The organism is Nonomuraea sp. CA-143628, from assembly GCF_050942315.1.
In the GTDB taxonomy this organism is placed as follows: domain Bacteria; phylum Actinomycetota; class Actinomycetes; order Streptosporangiales; family Streptosporangiaceae; genus Nonomuraea.
The window spans coordinates 2,807,676-2,825,720 of record NZ_CP192072.1 but is presented as its reverse complement, the minus strand read 5'-3'; the positions used below and the strand labels follow the sequence as shown (position 1 = coordinate 2,825,720).

Genomic DNA, 18,045 nt, shown 5'->3' with positions numbered 1-18,045 from the left:
GCACCGTTTGTGGCATGCTGACCCACCCCGCCCCCTCTGGCACGCTGCTCACCCGCCCGCTGCTCATGACCATGGCCGCCGCGGCCGGTGGGCTGCTCGGGTTCTACCTGCTGTTCGCGACCATGCCGCTCTACGCGGCGTCAGGCGGCGCGGGCGAGTCCGGTGTGGGGTTCACGACCGGCGCCATGATGCTGTCCACGGTCCTGCTGGAGCTGGCCGTCCCGTGGCTGCTGTCGAGGTACGGCTACCGCGCCGTGCTGGCGCTCGGTCTGGTGCTGCTCGGCCTGCCCTCCTTGCTGCTCCCCCTCTCGGCGGGGTTGCCGTTGATCCTCGCGGTGGCGCTTCTGCGCGGCGGCGGGCTCGGCATCCTGGTCGTCGCGGGCACCGCGCTGGCCGCCGAACTGGTGCCCGCTGAACGGCGTGGCGAGGGACTCGGCCTGTACGGCGTGGCGGTGGGTGTCCCGTCGGTCATCGGGCTGCCGCTGGGCCTGTGGGCGGCCGGAGTGCTCGGCTTCACCCCGGTGCTCATCGTGGGCGGGCTGATCCCGCTGGCCGGACTGGTCGCGGTACTCGGACTGCCCGCCCTCACGCCCGCCACAGAGCCGTCTACAGAGCCCTCCACCGCGCCCACCGGCGGGCCTGGTGCCAAGCCCGCCGGGACGTTCGAGCTGCGGAGTCAGGTGCGGCCCACGCTGATCTTCGCCGCCGTCACGCTGGCCGTCGGTGTGCTGGTGACGTTCCTGCCGCTGGCCGGGTCGCCGGAGCTGGCCTCGGGCGCGCTGCTCGCCCAGTCGCTCGGCACGCCGCTGGCGCGCTGGTGGGCGGGCAAGGTCGGGGACGGGCACGGCTCGGAGCGGTTGCTGGTGCCCGGCGTTCTCGTCACCGCCGTCGGCGTCGCCCTCCAGGTCTGGTCCGCCGAGCCGGTCGCGGTGGTGGCCGGGATGGCGCTGTTCGGCCTCGGGTTCGGGGTGCTGCAGAACGCCACGCTGGCGCTGATGCTCGAACGCGGCCCCGCCGGTCCGGTCAGCGCCCTGTGGAACCTCGCCTATGACGCGGGGATGGGTGTGGGCGCGATGGGATTCGGCCTGTTCATCGGTCACACGGGCTACCCCGTGGGCTTCGCCGTGACCGCGGCGCTGGTCGCCGCCACCCTGCCGCTGGCCCTGCGGCGCACCCGTGCCACAGCGCACGGCTGAAACAGGACGCACCGCTAAAAGAGACGCACCGGTGACACGGAACCCACCGCCGAACAACGCGGGTCAGCCCGTCCGCTCGACGCCCACCGTGATCTCGTTGCCCAGCTTGTGCTCACCCACGAGGTCGAGTGAGTCGCCGCTCCAGAACCGGCCCGGGTCGTACCAGTTGGGCCGGCGCCCGCCGGGCAGCAGCCCCATCTCCTCGTACGTGATCGCGACGATCTCGGCACAGTAGGCGCTCTCCAGGGTGCTCTCCCCCAGCCGGCGCCGCAGCTGCGGGACCCGCCCCCTGGCCCAGCGGGCCGCCAATCTCGCGGTGGAGGGGAACGGAGTGCCGTCGAGCCGGGCCACCGCGCGCAGGGCCGCGTCCTCCATCTCGGGGGTCGCCTCGGGTTCGAGCTGGCGGAGCCAGGCGCGCTGGCCGTACCTGTTGGCCCAGACCGTGACCGCGTCGCGCAGGTCGTGCAGCTGCACCCCACGCTGGTGGGTGCCCGACCAGAGGTCGGGCAGCGACCTGCCCAGCTCGGCGTGCCACATCATGGGCGGCAGGTCCTCGACGACGATCGCCATGCCGACGTGGTTGATCGGGCTGTTGGTCATCGTCTGGATGGCGCGGTCCGGCACCGAGCGACCGCGGAAGACCCACAGATCGCCGGTCCTGGTCAGGCTCACGGCCTCGTCGAGAGTCAGCACAGTCGCTAGCCTAGGCACATGCGCTGGTGGAAGGTACTCGGATTGGCCGGGGTCGCGGGAGTCGCGGCCACCGGGGTGGCGATCGCACGGGCCGAACGACGCCGCCGCGCCTACACCCCGGAAGAGATCAAGCAACGACTGCGAGACCGAGTCGAGGGAGCGCCGTCTCCTGGAGGAGATCAGCCGGCCGGCCGCAGGTCGTAGACGAACACCACGTCCGGATAGGCCGGGTTGTCGTCATAGTTCTGGATGCCGCCAAGATAAGCCCGCTGGTAGTTGACCACCCACGGCAACGCCCCGGCCACCCGCTGGTCCAGGATGCGGCTCGTGGCCTGCGTGAAGCCTCGCTGGGCGGCGGCCTTGTCGGTCACCGTGAGCTCGGGCAGCGTGTCGAGCAGGGCGTCCGTCTTCTTGTCCTTCAGATAGGCCAGGTTGAAGACGGGCGGCTCGGCGCTGTGGAAGACGTTGCCGAACCACGAGTAGCCGTCGGCGTAGTCAGGCCACCAGTACATGACGAAGATGTCCTGGCCGCGCTTCTTGCCCTGCTCCCATTGGGCGTTCCACGGCATCGCCCGCGCGTCCAGCGTGACGTTGAGCGTCCTGAGCGTGGCCTGTAGCCGCGTGACGAGCAGTCGCTCGTCGTTGTCGCCCTCGGCGTAGGTGAGCCGCAGCCGCAGGGGCCGGCCGGTGGGGCCGTAGCCCGCCAGCTGGAGCTGCCGCGCGGCCTCCACGAGGTCCTGCTTCGGCGCTCGTCCCGGGGTGTGGCCGGGCAGCCCTTCCGGCACGATGCCGCTGGTCGGTGATGCGGCGCCCTTGAGCGCCTGGATGATGCCCTGGTAGTCGACGGCCTTCTGCACCGCGCGCCGTACCCGTACGTCGGCCATGGGGCCCCCGGCCGTGTTGAACAGCAGCATCATCGTCTGGAACGACGCCCGCTCGGACGTGCGCAGGCCCGGCGTGACCGACGCCTTGGCGTACAGGCGCGGGTTGAGCCGGTCCACGAAGCTCACGTCGCCGCGGAGCAGCATCTTCCAGGCTCGCTGGGGGTCGGGTATGACGCGGAACTCGACCGTGCGGTAGTGGGGCTGGCTCCACCCGCCCCAGTAGCCGTCGTACGACTTGAGCGTGAGCTCCTTCTCCTTGCCCTTGCGCCAGCTCGCGACCGTGTACGGGCCCGAGCCCGCGTCCCGGCCCTCCTGGAACCACTTGCCGAGGTCGGGCGCGGCCTGGGTGTCGTAGATGTAGGCCGCGTAGCCGGAGGAGGCGACCAGGTCCAGCGGGACCGGGTATTTGAGGGTGAACGTCACGGTCTCCGCGTCGTCGGCCCGGATGCCGGACACCGCGTTCCAGATGTAGGACGCGCCGGTCTGGCCCTTCATGGTCCGCTCGATCGACGCCTTCACCGCCGCGGCGTCCAGGGGCCGGCCGGTGTGGAAGGTGACTCCCGAACGGAGCGTGAACGTCCACGTCTTGCCGTCCGGCGACGAGCGCCACGCGGTGGCCAGCCGGGGGCTGGACTTCTTGGTCACCGGGTTCCAGACGGTCAGCGTCTCGTAGATGTTCTGCAGGGCGATGATCTCGTTGGAGTACGAGCGGCTGGGGTCCCAGTCGGTGATCACGTCCAGGTTCTGGACGTACACGAACGGCGACTCTCCGGCCGGTGCCTGCCGTACCTCTGTAGGGGTCGAGCACGCGGCGATGGAGAGCACCAGCGCGGCGACCGCTGCGAGACGACGGCGCAACGCATCTCCCTCTGTGACGGATGTACGCCGAAACCTACTGCACGATGCCCGCCAAAAGTCCAAAAGTCCCGAAAAATTAGCCAATCCAGAGATCCAATTGCTATTCTCTGGGCTTGTCCCGTCCGGGGTTGCCAGCAGGGGACCGACCGGAATGAGGTGCCATGGGTCGTAGCCGAACGATCCGCATGAAGATCATCGGCCTACTGCTGGTTCCGCTTGCCTCGATGGTGGTCCTGTGGGGAGTCATCACCGCTGTAAGCGCGAGCCAGAGCCTGGAACTCCGCCAGTACAAGACGCTGTGGACCAACCTGCGGCTGCCCGCGTACAAGCTCATCAACGAGATCCAGCGCGAGCGCCTGGCCTCGGTGAAGCTGCTGCGTACGGGGAGCCCGGCCGACCGGTCGGCCACCGCGGCGCAGCGCACCAAGACCGACGTGGCCGACGCGGACTTCAAGAAGCTCTCCAGCCTGTCCATGAACTCCTCGGAGACGATCCGGACCCAGGTCGACTCCGTGCTCACGCAGATGGACCGGCTGGACGCGGTCAGGGCCGAGATCGACGCGGGCCTGTCCGACCGCCTGCGCGCGGTCGAGTCCTACAACGCGATGACCGACGCGCTCTTCGGCCTGCACCGGCGGGTGGCGTTCATCGACGACATCCCCATCTACGAGCAGTCGCGCATCGTCATCGACATGGGGTACGCCAAGGAGCTGCTCACCAGGGAGCAGGCCATCGCGGTCGGGCCGACCACGGTCGCCGAGCGCAGGCTGTTCACCCAGTGGGTCGGCAACCGGCGCTTCCTCATCGACCAGGCGCTCGGCGAGCTCGACCCGCGCCTGCGCGACACGCAGGTGTCGCTGATCACCTCGGCCGCCTATCAGCGGATGCGGCTCATGGAGGACCAGATCATCGCGGGCGGCGCCCCGAAGTCCTGGCTGACCACGGCCGACACGCTGGCCAAGTCGTTCCAGGAAGCCCAGATGCAGGCGAGCACGATGCTCTCCGCGCGGGCGGAGCCGGTGGCGGACTCGGTGCTCTACCAGTCGTTCGTGCTGGCGGGGACGTGTTTCGTCCTGGTGATCGTGTCGATCGCCTTCTCGCTGCGGATGGGCACGCGGCTGTCCAAGGAGCTGCTCGGGCTCCGGCAGGCCGCGCTCGAAGTGGCCCAGGAGCGGCTGCCGCAGGTGGTGGCCAAGCTGCGCAAGGGTGAGAAGGTCGAGGTGCCCGAGCTGTCGGTGGCGAGCACGACCGTCGAGATCGCCGACGTCGGCCAGGCGTTCTCCACCGTCCAGCAGACGGCCGTGGAGGCCGCGGTCGGGCAGTCTCAGCTGCGCGACGGTGTCGGCCATGTCTTCCGCAACCTGGCCAGGCGCAGCCAGACGCTGCTGCACCGGCAGCGGATCCAGCTTGAGGGCATGCAGCACCGTACGACGGACCCGCACGCCCTCGACGACCTGTTCCGCCTCGACCACCTGACCACCCGCATGCGCCGGCACGCCGAGGGCCTGATCATCCTGTCGGGCGCCACCCCCGGCCGCGGCTGGAGCAAGCCCGTGCCGCTGCTGGACGTGGCGCGCGGCGCGGCGGCCGAGGTCGAGGACTACCAGCGCGTCACCGTCGAGCCGATGCCCGGCCAGCGCTTGGCCGGTCCGGTCGTCGGAGATGTGATTCACTTGATCGCCGAGCTCATCGAGAACGCCACCGTCAGCTCCCCGCCGCACACCACGGTCGTCGTGCGCGGTGAGGCGGCGGCCCGCGGCTTCGTCTTCGAGGTCGAGGACCGCGGTCTCGGGATGAGCGAAGAGAAGCTGGCCGAGTGCAACGAGCGCCTGGCCAGCCCACCGGAGTTCGACCTGGCCGACAGTGACGAGCTCGGCCTTTTCGTCGTCTCCCGCCTGGCCGCCAGGCATGACATCCGCGTCACGTTACGCGGTTCACCATATGGAGGGACCACCGCGATCGTGTTGATCCCGGCAGAACACGTGAGCGACCCACCGGCCGAGCCGGAGAGCCGCGCCAAGGAGCCCGCCGCCCGGCCCATGCGGGTGGTGCCCAGTGAATGACGAGCGGTGGCTGGACGAGGACGCGGGTCCTATCGTCCCCGCCTACTTACTGACCAGGGGCCGGACCGTCCCCGCGAGCAAGGCCATCGACCTCATCGCGGTGATCATCACGGCCGGCGGCCTGACGCCGCCCGCCGGGCTCGGCCCCGAGCATCTGATCATCATGCAGAAGTGCACGAAACCGACCCGCCTCGTGGACGTGGCCGCCGAGCTGAACCTGCCCATCGGCGTCATCAGGGTGCTCGTCGGCGACCTGCACGCGCAGGAACTCGTCCAGGTCGAGCCGCCGCGCCCCGCGCCCGACGCCAAGGTGCTGCTGGAGGTGATCAGCGGTCTGAAGGCGCTCTGAGAGCGCCCCCAGGCCGCACGGGCTGTCGTGTTCAGGCTGTCACATGGCGGTTGAGCAGGCCGAACACGGCGGCGAAGGCCGCCGCCACCGCACCCGCGACGGCGGCCACCCCGAAGACCCACTGATATCCGAGTACGCCCGGCTGAGCGGCCAGGACGGCGGCGATGACCGCGCCCGCAGTGCTGCCACCCACGATGCGTACCAGCGCGTTGACCCCGGCGGCCAGCGCCGTCTTGTCCGGGGCGACGTGCTCGACCGCCATGGTGCCGAGAGCCGCGTAGCCCACCCCGAGCCCGATGCCCAGCAGCGACGTCGCCACGTAGATGTCACCCCCGGTCCGGTGCGCGAAGACCAGCCAGATCGCCGCGAGCGTGACGACCCCGGCACCGGCCGCCACCATCGACGAGGCCGAGAACCTGCGCATGAACCGCCCGGCGAACAGCGAGATCACCAGCATGAACAGCGTGCTGGGCAGCAGGTAGAACCCCACCTCCAAGGTGGAGGCCCCCAGCCCCGAGGCCGGCGCCTGGGTGAACCCCGAGATGCCCGTCATGACGGTGAAGAAGGCGAACCCGAGCAGCATCGAGGCCACCGTCGCGCCGACCGTGCCGCGCTGCACCAGCATCGACATCTGCACCAGCGGCTCGGCCACCCGCCGCTCGACGGCCACCCACACCACCGCGACCACCACCGCCGCCGCGAACAGCCCGAGCACCCCCGGTGAGCCCCAGCCCCACGATCCGCCCTCGCTGATGGCCAGCAGCAGCGCGACCAGCCACACGGTCAGCAGGAACGCCCCGGCCAGGTCCGGCCGCCCGCCGCGACCCGGAGCCCGGTCGCGCACCAGGAAGGCGACGATCACCGCGGCGACCACCGTGATCGCTCCGGTGATCCAGAACACGGCGTGGTAATCACCCGAGGCGAGCCCCGCCAGGATCATCCCGCCCCCGCTGCCGAACCCCATAGTGGCGCTGAGCACCCCGATGCCGGTGGCCAGCTGCTGCCTGGGCAGCAGGTCGCGGACCACCCCGATCGCCAGTGGCACCAGCGCCGCCACGAATCCCTGCAAGACCCGGCCCAGGAGCAGCCACGGCAACGAGGTGGCCAGTCCCCCGATGACAGAGCCGATCACCAGGAGGGTCAGCGCGCCGAGGATCATCGGCCGCCTGCCGTACATGTCGCCGAACCTGGACAGCAACGGCGTGGACACCGCGCCGACCAGCAGGCTCAGCGTGAGCGTCCAGCTCACGGCGGAGAGCGAGGTGTGCAGCTCGCGCTGGAGCACGGGAAGCAAGGGGACCACGGCCGTGTTCTGCAAGGCGGCGATGGAGGCCGCGAACGCGAGCGCGACCACCGCGGGCCACGGGCTCCTGACCTGTGTCTCGCGCGTGGAAGAAGCGACAACTGTCGCCATGACGGCTCCTTTAGATAACTTGGGTAAGTAACCAAGCAGCGATGATACATACCTAAGTTAGGTAAGCAAATAGATGGACGAAGATCTCGGCAAGACCGTGGCGGCCTTCAGGCAGTTGGTGACCACGCTCAACCGCGCCAAGACCCACGGCATGCTGACCGAGGCCGCGGGTGTCCAGCTCGACCGGCCCGACGTGCAGATCCTCGTCCACCTGCTCGACGCGGGCGGCCCGCGCAGGGTCGGCGCGATCGCCGAGGGCCTGCAGGTGGAGAGCCCGCACGTGACCCGGCACGTCTCGTCGCTGGAGCGGCGCGGGCTGCTCACCCGGGTCAAGGACCCCGACGACGGCCGCGCCTGGCAGATCGCGCTCACGGAGGAGGGCGCCGACGCGGCCGCCAGGTGCCGGCGCGTCACCGTCGAGTGGTTCGGCGCCGCGATCTCCGACTGGCCCGAGGCGGAGCGGGCCGAACTGCAACGACTGCTGTCGAAACTCTCCGACGACCTGTGCGTACAACTGCAGAGCCACCTGGCGGACAGCTCCGCCAGGTGAGTGTTCTCAGCCCAGCACGTCCTCGGCGCGGTGGCAGGCCACCTGGCGGCCCTCGACGTCCCTGAGCGCGGGCGGCTGCTCGCACTCCTTCACGGCCAGCGGGCAGCGCAGCCGGAACGGGCAGCCCGTCTCGGCGGGCCGCGCCTCGGTCCTGCCCCTGGCCACGGGTGGCTCTCCCCCGAGCTTCGGTACGGCGTCACGCAGCGCCAGCGTGTACGGATGCGCGGGCCTGGCCAGAATGTCGGCTGTCGGCCCCGACTCCACGACGCGCCCCGCGAACAGCACGTGCGAGGTGCGGCAGAGCCGGCCCACCACGGCCAGGTTGTGCGTGATGAGCAGATGTTCCGTGTCGAGGCCGGCCAGCAGGTCGAGGATCCTGGCCTGGACGGTCACGTCGAGCGCGCTGGTGGGCTCGTCGAGGATGAGCAGCCGGGGGCCGACCGCGAGCGCCCTGGCGATGACCACGCGCTGCCGCTGGCCGCCCGAGAGCTGGTGCGGGCGCCTGGTGGCCAGGTCCGGGGAGAGGCCGACCTGGTCCAGGAGTTCGGGGACGCGGTGCCTGGCGTTCCTGGGGAGGGCTTCGGCTATGGAGGCGCCGACGCGCATCCTGGGGTCGAGGGCTTCGGCTTGGAAGACCGGTTGGACGTCTCTGCGAAACGCCCTCATGTCAGCTTTTTTCAGGGTTTGCTGGCCGTACCAGATATTTCCGGATGTGGGGGTTAGCAGGCCCAGGAAGGCCCGCGCCAGCGTGGTCTTGCCCGAGCCGCTCTCCCCGATCAGGCCGACGCCGCCGTCAGTGAGGTCGAGCGTGACGTCGTGCACGACCGGCGTCTTGCCGTACCCCAGCGTCACCCCCTCCGCCCTGAGCATCGTCACGGCAGCGCCTCCAGCAGCTCACGGGTGTACGGATGGGACGGCTCGGCGAGCACCTCGGCGGCCGGGCCGCTCTCCACGACCGCGCCGTCCTTCATGACCAGCACCCGGTCGGCGATCGTGGAGACCAGGGCCAGGTCGTGGGAGACGAGCAGCAGGGTCAGGCCGCGCTCGGTGCGCAGCCGCCGCAGCACGCCGACGACCTCGGCCTGCACGGTCACGTCGAGCGCGCTGGTGGGCTCGTCGGCCAGAATCACCTCGGCGCCGAGCGCGATGGCCAGCGCGATCGCGAACCGCTGCGCCTGGCCGCCGGAGATCTCGTGCGGATAGCGGCGCAGGATGCCCGGATCGAGCATGACCGCCTCGACGGCCTCCACCATGATCCGCTGCACGTTCCCCCGCTCGGCCCCTGCCTCGGGCCCCCGCTCGGCCCCCTGCCCGCCGCCGCGGCCATGCAGCTTCAGGGCGCGGCGCATCAGGGTGCCCAGGCGGGTGGTGGGGCTGAGCGCGGCCTGGGGTGACTGCATCACGAGCGCCACCCTGGCGCCCCTGATCTCGCGGAGCCGCCGTTCCGGCGCCTGGAGCACCTCGACCCCACAGACCCGGATATTTCCGGACACGTGGGCGCCCTCGGTGAGGCCCAGCAGCGAGAGCAGCGTGGTCGACTTGCCCGACCCGCTCTCCCCCACGATCGCCACGCACTCCCCGGCGCGCACGTCCAGCTCCGGCACATGGGCGACCAGCCGCTCGCCGTACCGCACCTGAAGATCCCTGACCTCGATCACTTCACGACCCTTCGCGGGTCCAGGGCGTTGCGCAGCCCTTCCCCGAGCACATTGAAGGCGAACGCCGTCACCAGGATCGCCAGGCCGGGAAAGGTCACGACCCACCAGTTCGTGGTGAACAGCGTCTGACCCTGCTCCACCATCAGCCCCCACTCCGCCGTCGGCTCCTGCGCGCCGAGCCCCAGGTACGACAGCGCGGCGGCGGTGAGGATCACCCCGCCCGCGTCGAGGGAGATCTGGACCAGGACGGGGGTGAGGGAGTTCGGCAGGACGTGTCTCAGGACGATCATGGGCGCGGGCACGCCCAGGCAGCGGGCCGCGTCCACGTACCCACGCGTCGAGATGGAGGCCGCCACGGAGGCGGACAGCCGGGCGTACCAGGGCCACCAGGTCGCCGCGATGGCCACGATCGCGGTCGTCACGCTGGGCTGCAGCACCACGGCCAGCGACAGCGACAGCAGCAGCGCGGGGAAGGCCAGGAAGACGTCGGTGACGCGCATGATGACGTCCCGCACCCAGCCGCCCGCGTAGCCCGCAACCACGCCCAGCGTGACGCCCACGACCGCCGACATCGCCAGCACGGCCACGGCGATGGTCAGGGAGGTCCGCCCGCCGTACAGGACCTGGGTGAGCACGTCGCGCCCGACCTTGTCGGTCCCGAACCAGTGCGCGCCGCTCGGCGGGAGCAGCGCGTCGACGGGAGCGAGCCGGTCCACCGGGTACGGCGCGAGCCACGGCGCCAGGACCGTGGCCAGCAGGATGAGCACGATGAGCACCGCCCCGGCGGCGGCGAAACGGTCGGTGATCTTCGGCAGCGTACGACGCAGCCGCACCGGCTCCGGAGCGTCCTCGGGCCGCGGCTCCAAGCGGTCCTCCTGGCTCGTCGGACCCATGCTCATCGGGCCCTCGCTCTCGGGTCCACCACGCCTTGGAGGAGGTCCACGACCAGGTTGGCCAGCACATAGACCATCGCGACCAGCAGCGTGACGCCCGCGATGGCCGGGGTGTCGAGGCTGTGGATCGACTCGACGGCGTACCGGCCCAGCCCCGGCCAGTTGAACACCGCCTCGACCAGGAACCCGTTCACGATCGCGTACGCGAAGACCAGGGCGATCAGTGACAGCACCGGGTTCAGCGCGGGCCGCAGCGCGAACCTGGTCAGGATCGACGTCTCCCCGAAGCCGAGCGCCCGCTCCAGCCGGGCGTGGTCCTGCCCGGACTCCTCGATGAGCGCCGCCCTGGTCATCTGCGCGATCACGCCCGCCGGGTAGGCCGCCACGACCAGCGCGGGGAGCACCAGGTGTTCGAGCGTGCTGGTGAAGATCGGCCAGTTGCCGGTGATGAGCGCGTCGACGATGGTGATGTTGGTCCAGAGCGTCAGCGGGCTGGTGGTGTCGAGCGTGGAGTCGTACTCTCCGGCGACCGGGAACCAGCCCAGGTTGCTGGCGAACACCGTCTGCAGGGTCAGAGCCAGCCAGAACACCGGGACCGAGACGGCCAGCATGCTCGTGACCCGCACCCCAAAGTCCGGAAATTTCGTTTTATAGCGTGCTGCGAGCACGCCGACCGGAATGCCCACCGCGATCGCGATGAGCAGCGCCGTACCGACCAGCTCCAAAGAGGCGGGGAACGCGAGCAGCAGGTCGTCGCGGACCGGCTGCCGGGTACGCAGGCTGGTGCCCCAGTCGCCCGTGACCAGATCTCTGACGTAGTTCCAGAGCTGCACCGGGATCGCGTCGTCCAGCCCGAACCGCAGCCGGGCCGCGGCGAGCTCCTCGGGCGTCGCCTTCGGCCCGGCGAACGCGACCGCCGGATCGCCGGGCACCAGCCGCATGATGGCGAACGTCAGCACGACCACCCCGGCCACGACCAGGACGGCCTGGCCGAGGCGGCGGGCCAGATAGCGCGGCACGGCTCAGCTTGCGGGCTTGAGATCGTAGAAGAAGACCACGTTGGGATAGGCCGGGTTGTCGACGTACCCCTGCACGTCCGCCGTCAGCGCGCGCTGGTAGGTCTGCACGTACGGCACCGCCACCGCGGCCTGGTCCTGGATGATCTGCTTCTGGATGGTCGAGTACGACTGCTCGGCGGCGAACTTGTCGGTGGCCGTGAGCTGCGGCAGCGCGTCGATCTCTTTGTCGATCTCGGCGTTCTTCAGGTAGGAGAGGTTGAACTGCGGCTTGTCCGCGCTCCTGAACACGTTGAGGAACCACGAGTAGGCGTCGGCGTAGTCGGGATACCAGTACATGACGAAGATGTCCTGACCCTGCTTCTTGCCCTGGTCCCACTGCGCGTTCCAGGCCATCGGCTTGGCCTCCAGGCTCACGTTGAGCTCCTTCAGCGCCGAGCTGAGCAGCGTGACCAGGAGCTTCTGGTCCTCGTCGCCCTGGGCGTAGGTCATCTTCAGCTTCAACTCGGGCAGGTCGCGGCCGTAACCCGCCTCCGCGAGCAGTTCCTGCGCCTTGGGCAGGTCCTGCTTGGGCTCCATGTTGGCGGTGTAGCCGATGAGGCCCTGCGGCACCAGGCCGGTGCTCTTCTTGCCCGCCCCCTTCAGCGCCGCCACGAGGCCGTCGTAGTCGAGCGCGAGCTGGAGCGCCTGGCGGATCTTGACGTCCTTCATCGGGCCGGTGGCGGTGTTGAACAGCAGCAGGAGGTTCTGGAAGGACGGCGTCTGCGAGGTCTGCACGCCCTGGGCCGCGCTCGCCTGCTCGAAGAGCTGCGGGTTGAGGCGCTCGACGAAGTTCACCTCGCCCTTCTGCAGCAGCTGCCAGGCGGTGGTGATCTCGGGAGTGACCCGGAAGGCGATCTTCTTGTACTGCTCGGGCTTCCAGCCGCCCCAGTAGTCCTCGTACGCCTTCAGCGTGAGCTCGGTCTCCTTGCCCTTCTGCCAGGTGTCGATGGTGTACGGGCCGGTGCCGGCGTCGGTCTTGCCGTCCTTGAGCTTGTCGGCGGCGGCCGTGTCATAGATGTAGGCGGCGTAGCCGGAGGAGGCGATCAGGTCGAGCGGAGCCGCGTACTTGAGCTTGAACGTCAGCGTCGCCGGGTCGGGCGTCTCGATCGTCTTGACCGAGCCCCAGATGTAGGCGGCGCCCGCGTTCATCTTGATCGTGCGCTCGATGGCCTTCTTGGCCGCCTCGGCGTCCATGGGTGCGCCGGTGTGGAACTTCACGCCCTGGCGCAGCTTGAACGTCCACTGCTTGCCGCCGTCGGCCGATGTCCACTCGGTGGCCAGACGCGGCTCGGGCTTCTGCGACTGGGTGTTGTACCTGGTCAGGCCCTCGTAGATGTTCGACATGGCGATGATCTCGTTGGAGTACGAGGTCGCCGGGTCCCAGTCGGTGACCACGTCGAGGTTGGGCGCGTAGACGAAGGTGGCGTCGTTGGCCTTGGTGGCGGCGGCGGACTCGCTCGTCGTGGCGCTCGGTTTCGGGGTCCGATCAGCACCGCGCACCTGGCCGCCCGCGCACGCGGTTGCGGTCATGGCCACGGCCCCGGTGACCCCGGCGACGAGCAGACGCTTGTGCCAGCGCATGGGTGGGGAGTCCTTTCGATCTGTCACCGGGACAGAGGTCCGGCGGCTTTGACGTGTACCCGCACCGCGGGTTCTGAGAGGTAGCTCAGGGGCACCTCGAGCAGGTCGACGATCTCCACCCTGGCCGGGTCCGCACCCGCCGCCACGGCACGAGCCGCCGCCTCCTCTTTGACTCTTTCGATCGCCTTTGCCCGGCTTTCGCCCGCAGGCAAGATCGTATCGACTCTGCCACTCGCGAGGGCGATGGCCGCACCAACGGCGTTGGCCACCTCGGCGTGCTCGGGCCGGATGACGCCACTCACGCCGGGGATCTCGGCGGGCAGCAGGAAAGCGCCGCCACCCACCGCCACCAGCGGACGGTCGCCTCGGCCGAGCGCCATCCGGTCCACGGCGTCGATCACCATGGCGTCCGCGACAGCCAGCGCGCTTTGCAGAGTGTCGCGGAAAGTTTCCGACATGTCGCCCGCGCCGTACGCCGCCGTTTCCGCGCGCTTCGCGGCCTCGCCCGCCCGCGCCGCGTGGGCGGCGGCTTCTGTGGCGTGGGCGGCGGCTTTGGCGGCGGCTTCCAGTCGTTCGCGCCAGTCGGCCGCGTTCGCCGGGACGCGGCCGCGCGCCACGGCGGCGTCGGTGACCGTCGTCGTGGCGCCGCCGAAGACCAGCGCCTCCTCCGCGATGCGGTACCCCACCGAGTCCGGCCCCACCCGCGCTCCGCCCCCGCCCATCCGGACCACGGTGCCGCCGCCCAGGGCGATGGCCAGGATGTCCGGCATCCGGAAGTTCGTCAGCACCCCGCCGATCTCCACCGCCGCCGCCGACTCCCTCGGGAAGCCGCCGACGAGCACGCCCAGATCCGTGGAGGTGCCGCCCACGTCGGCCACGATCGCGTCGCGTACGCCCGACAGGAACGCCGCCCCGCGCAGCGAGTTCGCCGGTCCGGAGCCGATCGTGGACACCGGCAGCCGCGCCGCGTGCGCCACCGTCATGAGCGTGCCGTCGTTCTGGGCGAGGTACGGCCGCGCCCCCAGCCCCCGTTCGGCCAGCGCCGTCACCAGGGCCTCGGTCACATGCGCCGCCACGCCGTACAGGGCGGCGTTGAGCACGGTCGCGTTCTCCCGCTCCAGCAGCCCGAGGGAGCCGATCTCATGGCTCACCGAGACGGGCAGCCCGTACTCCTCCCGGACCAGCTCCTCGACCGCCCGCTCGTGGTCGGCGCTGGCCGGGCTGAACACCCCGGTCACCGCCACGGCGTCGGCCCGTACACCGTCCAGGAACCGGCGGATCGCGCCGAGGTCGAGCGGGCCGATCTCGCGGCCGTCGACGTAGTGACCGCCCGGCACGATGACCTCACCGGCGGACACGACCTTGCGCAGGTCGTCCGGCCAGTCGGAGAGCGGCGGCACAGCGGTGGTCGCGGGCGCGCCGAGCCGGAGCACGGCCACCCGGCCGAGGTTCCTGCGCTCCAGGATCGCGTTGGTCGCGTGCGTGGTGCCCAGCATGACCCGGGTGATCCGCTCCCACGCGGCCACGTCTGCCAGCACCGCGTCCAGGGCCGCCCGTAATCCCTCGGTCACGTCCGGCGTCGTCGGCCGCTTGGCCTTCGCCACCACCCGGTCGGCGGCGTCCAGCACGACGGCGTCGGTGTTCGTCCCGCCGACGTCGATCCCGATCCGCAGCGCGCCCTCAGCCACGCGGCTCCCCCTTCGCCAGCTCCTCGATCGGCACGTACTCCAGGTCGTAGCCGAACGCGCGCGGCCCCGCCGTCTCCAGCCCCTTGGGCGTCCGCCAGAGCGGGTCGCACGGCCAGGCGAGCACCGTGACGCGCTGGCCGTAGCGCAGGCTTTCGGTCTGTACGGCGCCGGCCGTCTCGGTGTCGACCACGGTGATCAGGTCGGGCACCATGGCCCTGGGGCGGCCGTTCTCGAGAGCGACGAGGTTCTCGTTCTGGAGCTCCAGCGTGAGCGTGCGGCCCCGGTCGTCACCGGTGCCCTCGATCGTGGCCGTACCCCTGACGAACCCGCCGGTGGTGCGCCGTTCGACGTCCGTCAGTTTGCCGGTGATCAGCCGGGCCGCGCCGAGACGTTCCGCCAGGGCGCGCAACGGCTCCGCCACGCCCTCGGTGGCGCGGCCGACGGCCAGCGCGCGGGTGACCGTACCCTCGATGACCGCGCCGCGCGCCTGTGCGGCGGTGAGCACGTAGTCGGCCATCAGCGCGTGCGAGCCCGCCGCCACGCAGACGGCACGCGCCAGACGCTCGGACCAGAGGCCGTCGATGGGGCGGATCGTCACGATGTTCCCCACGATGTCGGACATGATGACGAGGTCGGCCGGCAGCCCCGCCACGTACATCGACACCATCTGCACCTCGGGAAACGCCCGCCCCATGCCGTCGGCGTCGAGCAGCGGCAGGCCGAGCTGGGCGGCCCAGGCGACGGGCGCGACGCCGTTCGCCCCGCCGATCTCCGACGACATGATCGCCGACGGCGGGCGGCCGAAGATCCGCTCGATCTCCTCCGCGATCCGCTTGGGCTCGTCCTCGCCGTGGATCATCTCGTGGCTGACGGTCGGCGCGCCGATGCCGGACAGCGGCACGACCAGCGCGTCCGCGGGCAGGTCCGCGAGCTCGATGAGCGGTACCGGGCCGTACGTCTGGATCGCCCGGATCGCCGCCAGCGATCCGGTACGCACGTCCCCGCCGCCTCCGGTGCCCAGCACGGCGCATCCCCGGGCGAGGGCGGGAATGTCACTGATGTCGATGGTCATATGGCGACACAACCAAGCACATAGCCACTCATTGCGCCAGTCAGGTCAGCGTTACGAGGACCAACTCAGGTCTGTGAACCGTCGGCTCAGGTCGGCGAACCGGGGTCACGGAGGCCGACTCAAGTGGGCGAACCGGTCACGGAGACCGACTCAAGTCGGCGAACCGGGTGCGCGATCCGATTGCGCGATCCGGCTCCGCGCGGCGAAGCTCGTGGCGGGCATATTTGCGGTGGTAGCGGCGGCATAGGCGCCGAGGTGGCGACGGCACGCGTGCCGTGGTGGCGGCATGTGGGCACGGTTGGCGGCACAGGTGCCATGGTTGGCGGCATGGGTGCCATGGTGGCGGCGGCATGGGCGCCGTCCCGACATATCCGGAAAGGTGAGCGAGCATGCGGATTTCGGTGGCGACCGACAGTCTGGACGGCGTGGCCGAGCGTGTCGTGAAGCTGCTGCGTACGCGCGGCCACGAGGTGGTCACGCACGGCGCGCTCAACCCGGAGGAACGCGACGACTGGGCATGGGCTTCCGAGCTCGCCGCGCGCGACGTGAGCGAGGGACGCGCCGACCAGGCGGTCGTGTGCTGCTGGACCGGCACGGGCGCCTCGATCGCGGCGAACAAGGTGCCCGGCGTACGGGCGGCGCTCTGCGTCGACGCCTACACGGCCGGCGGGGCTCGCAAGTGGAACGACGCCAACGTGCTGGCGCTGAGCCTGCGGCTGACGTCCGAGGTGGTGCTCGACGAGATCCTCGACGCCTGGCTGGCCGGTGTACCGAGCACGGACGCCACGGACCAGGCGAACGTCTCCCACCTCGACACCATCTGACGGCGACCCGCCGTACGGGAAATGACCTTGGGCGGAATCGCGGAAACGTCGGTGCCGCCCTTTAGGGTGCTGGGCATGACGGATGTGCTCCTCCACGGCGGGCGGCCGTGGGGTCACGAGGCGCCTGCCGACATCCTCGTCCGCGACGGCCGCATCGAGCGGGTCGCGGCCGGGATCGACGCGCCCGCGGCGCAATCGTTCGACGTCACCGGCGGCCTCGTGCTGCCCGGCCTCGTCGAGGCTCACTGCCATCTCGACAAGACCCTCTACGGAGGGCCCTGGGTGCCCCACTCGGCCGCCGACACGCTGGCCGGTCGCATCGGCAACGACCTGGGCCGCCGCGCCGAGCTGGGCGTGCCGAGCGTCGAACGCGTCGCCGCGCTGCTGGCGCGGATGAGCGCCTACGGCACCACACATGTCCGTACGCACACCGACATCGACCCGCTGGCCGGCCTGCGCGGCGTGGAGGCCGTGCGGGAGGCGGCGGCGGGCTCGCCCATCGACGTGCGCCAGGTCGCCTTCCCGCAGCACGGCGTGCTCACCAACCCCGGCACGGCGGAGCTGCTCGAAGAGGCGCTCAAGAGCGGCGTCGAGGCGGTCGGCGGGCTCGACCCGGCGGGCATCGACCGCGACCCGGTGCGTCACCTCGACCTCGTCTTCGGGCTGGCGGAGCGCTACGGCGCGCGGCTCGACATCCACCTCCACGACGGCGGCTCGCTCGGCGCCTGGGAGCTGGAGCTCATCACCGAGCGCACCAGAGTGCTCGGGCTGGGGGGCAGGGTGACGGTCAGCCACGCCTACGCGCTCGGCCAGGTCGACGAGGGCTACCAGGATCGCCTGGCCCAGGGCTTCGCCGAGGCCGGGGTGGCGCTGGCGACGGCCGCCGTCTACAGCTTCCCGGTGCCGCCGATCAAGAAGCTCCGGGCCGCGGGCGTCACGGTGGCCTGCGGTCATGACGGCATCCGCGACCTGTGGGGGCCCTATGGCAGCGGCGACATGCTCGAGCGCGCCATGCATGTGGCCTACCGCAGCACGTTCCGCAGGGACGAGGACATCGAGCTCGCGCTGGAAGCGGCCACCTACGGCGGCGCCCGGGTGCTCGGCCTCGACGCCTACGGGCTGGCTCCAGGCGACCGGGCCGACCTCGTCGTCGTCCCCGCGAGCGGCGCGGCCGAGGCCGTGATCACGCACCCGGCGCGCACTCTGGTCATGAAAGACGGCACCGTCCTGCACAATTGACCGGCGGGACCATCGAAAGGCAGGC

At 70.7% G+C, this 18,045-nt stretch carries 17 protein-coding genes; 7 read left to right on the top strand and 10 right to left on the bottom strand.

The genetic code is table 11. From position 1 onward, the window contains the following. Nucleotides 1-14 precede the first annotated feature (14 nt). Entirely contained in the window at nt 15-1,196 is a 1,182-nt protein-coding gene (locus tag ACQP2T_RS13275) for an MFS transporter (RefSeq protein WP_433516444.1), read from the top strand. A gap of 63 nt (nt 1,197-1,259) precedes the next feature. Here the strand turns inward: ACQP2T_RS13275 and ACQP2T_RS13270 are convergent, their stop codons facing one another. After that, entirely contained in the window at nt 1,260-1,886 is a 627-nt protein-coding gene (locus ACQP2T_RS13270) for a hypothetical protein (RefSeq protein WP_433519766.1), read from the bottom strand. A 21-nt stretch (nt 1,887-1,907) separates the two neighbouring features. Here ACQP2T_RS13270 and ACQP2T_RS13265 point away from each other — a divergent pair, with 21 nt between their 5' ends. Continuing rightward, entirely contained in the window at nt 1,908-2,093 is a 186-nt protein-coding gene (locus ACQP2T_RS13265) for a hypothetical protein (protein WP_433516443.1), read from the top strand. Here ACQP2T_RS13265 and ACQP2T_RS13260 read toward each other — a convergent pair. Further along, entirely contained in the window at nt 2,069-3,631 is a 1,563-nt protein-coding gene (locus tag ACQP2T_RS13260; protein WP_433516442.1) for an ABC transporter substrate-binding protein, read from the bottom strand. The two genes, ACQP2T_RS13265 and ACQP2T_RS13260, sit on opposite strands and share 25 nt — an antisense overlap. A gap of 161 nt (nt 3,632-3,792) precedes the next feature. Between ACQP2T_RS13260 and ACQP2T_RS13255 the strand changes: the two genes are divergently transcribed. Both ACQP2T_RS13255 and ACQP2T_RS13250 read left to right on the top strand, forming a co-directional pair. Next, nucleotides 3,793-5,694 (top strand): sensor histidine kinase, encoded by a 1,902-nt coding sequence (locus tag ACQP2T_RS13255; RefSeq protein ID WP_433516441.1) that lies wholly within the window; start codon nt 3,793-3,795, stop codon nt 5,692-5,694. Next, nucleotides 5,687-6,043: a DUF742 domain-containing protein gene (locus ACQP2T_RS13250; RefSeq protein ID WP_433516440.1), complete on the top strand. Its 357-nt coding sequence runs from the start codon at nt 5,687-5,689 to the stop codon at nt 6,041-6,043. Before ACQP2T_RS13255 ends, ACQP2T_RS13250 begins: the two co-directional genes overlap by 8 nt. Nucleotides 6,044-6,074: 31 nt before the next feature. Here ACQP2T_RS13250 and ACQP2T_RS13245 read toward each other — a convergent pair whose 3' ends face one another. Then, a complete protein-coding gene (locus tag ACQP2T_RS13245; RefSeq protein WP_433516439.1) occupies nt 6,075-7,457 on the bottom strand; it encodes an MFS transporter in 1,383 nt (460 codons plus the stop codon). A 73-nt stretch (nt 7,458-7,530) separates the two neighbouring features. Between ACQP2T_RS13245 and ACQP2T_RS13240 the strand changes: the two genes are divergently transcribed. Then, nucleotides 7,531-8,007 carry a MarR family winged helix-turn-helix transcriptional regulator gene (locus tag ACQP2T_RS13240; RefSeq protein WP_433516438.1) on the top strand — a complete coding sequence of 159 codons (477 nt, stop codon included), beginning with the start codon at nt 7,531-7,533 and terminating at the stop codon, nt 8,005-8,007. Between the two features lie 6 nt (nt 8,008-8,013). On the opposite strand, the gene ACQP2T_RS13235 is transcribed toward ACQP2T_RS13240, so the two are convergent. Genes ACQP2T_RS13235 through ACQP2T_RS13205 form a run of 7 tightly spaced genes read right to left on the bottom strand, consistent with a single transcriptional unit; the run spans nt 8,014 to nt 15,957 of the window. Further along, entirely contained in the window at nt 8,014-8,877 is an 864-nt protein-coding gene (locus tag ACQP2T_RS13235) for an ABC transporter ATP-binding protein (protein ID WP_433519765.1), read from the bottom strand. Between the two features lie 2 nt (nt 8,878-8,879). Continuing rightward, on the bottom strand, nt 8,880-9,665 hold the full coding sequence (locus ACQP2T_RS13230; RefSeq protein WP_433516437.1) for an ATP-binding cassette domain-containing protein: 786 nt from the start codon (nt 9,663-9,665) through the stop codon (nt 8,880-8,882). Further along, nucleotides 9,662-10,564 carry an ABC transporter permease gene (locus tag ACQP2T_RS13225; protein ID WP_433516436.1) on the bottom strand — a complete coding sequence of 301 codons (903 nt, stop codon included), beginning with the start codon at nt 10,562-10,564 and terminating at the stop codon, nt 9,662-9,664. Before ACQP2T_RS13225 ends, ACQP2T_RS13230 begins: the two co-directional genes overlap by 4 nt. Next, nucleotides 10,561-11,577, bottom strand: coding sequence for an ABC transporter permease (locus ACQP2T_RS13220; protein ID WP_433516435.1), 1,017 nt, complete (start codon nt 11,575-11,577; stop codon nt 10,561-10,563). The genes ACQP2T_RS13225 and ACQP2T_RS13220 overlap by 4 nt, the downstream gene beginning before the upstream one ends. A gap of 3 nt (nt 11,578-11,580) precedes the next feature. Beyond that, nucleotides 11,581-13,197, bottom strand: a complete 1,617-nt coding sequence (locus ACQP2T_RS13215) for an ABC transporter substrate-binding protein (RefSeq protein ID WP_433516434.1) — start codon at nt 13,195-13,197, stop codon at nt 11,581-11,583. Nucleotides 13,198-13,220: 23 nt separating this feature from the next. Then, the gene (locus ACQP2T_RS13210) at nt 13,221-14,885 is read right to left on the bottom strand and encodes a hydantoinase/oxoprolinase N-terminal domain-containing protein (protein ID WP_433516433.1); all 1,665 of its coding nucleotides are present in this window, start codon (nt 14,883-14,885) and stop codon (nt 13,221-13,223) included. Further along, on the bottom strand, nt 14,878-15,957 hold the full coding sequence (locus tag ACQP2T_RS13205; protein WP_433516432.1) for a DUF917 domain-containing protein: 1,080 nt from the start codon (nt 15,955-15,957) through the stop codon (nt 14,878-14,880). Before ACQP2T_RS13205 ends, ACQP2T_RS13210 begins: the two co-directional genes overlap by 8 nt. A gap of 389 nt (nt 15,958-16,346) precedes the next feature. On the opposite strand from ACQP2T_RS13205, the gene ACQP2T_RS13200 reads away from it, so the two are divergent. After that, nucleotides 16,347-16,781: an RpiB/LacA/LacB family sugar-phosphate isomerase gene (locus ACQP2T_RS13200; RefSeq protein ID WP_358178117.1), complete on the top strand. Its 435-nt coding sequence runs from the start codon at nt 16,347-16,349 to the stop codon at nt 16,779-16,781. A 75-nt stretch (nt 16,782-16,856) separates the two neighbouring features. Then, on the top strand, nt 16,857-18,020 hold the full coding sequence (locus tag ACQP2T_RS13195) for an amidohydrolase (RefSeq protein ID WP_433516431.1): 1,164 nt from the start codon (nt 16,857-16,859) through the stop codon (nt 18,018-18,020). Nucleotides 18,021-18,045: the final 25 nt, after the last annotated feature.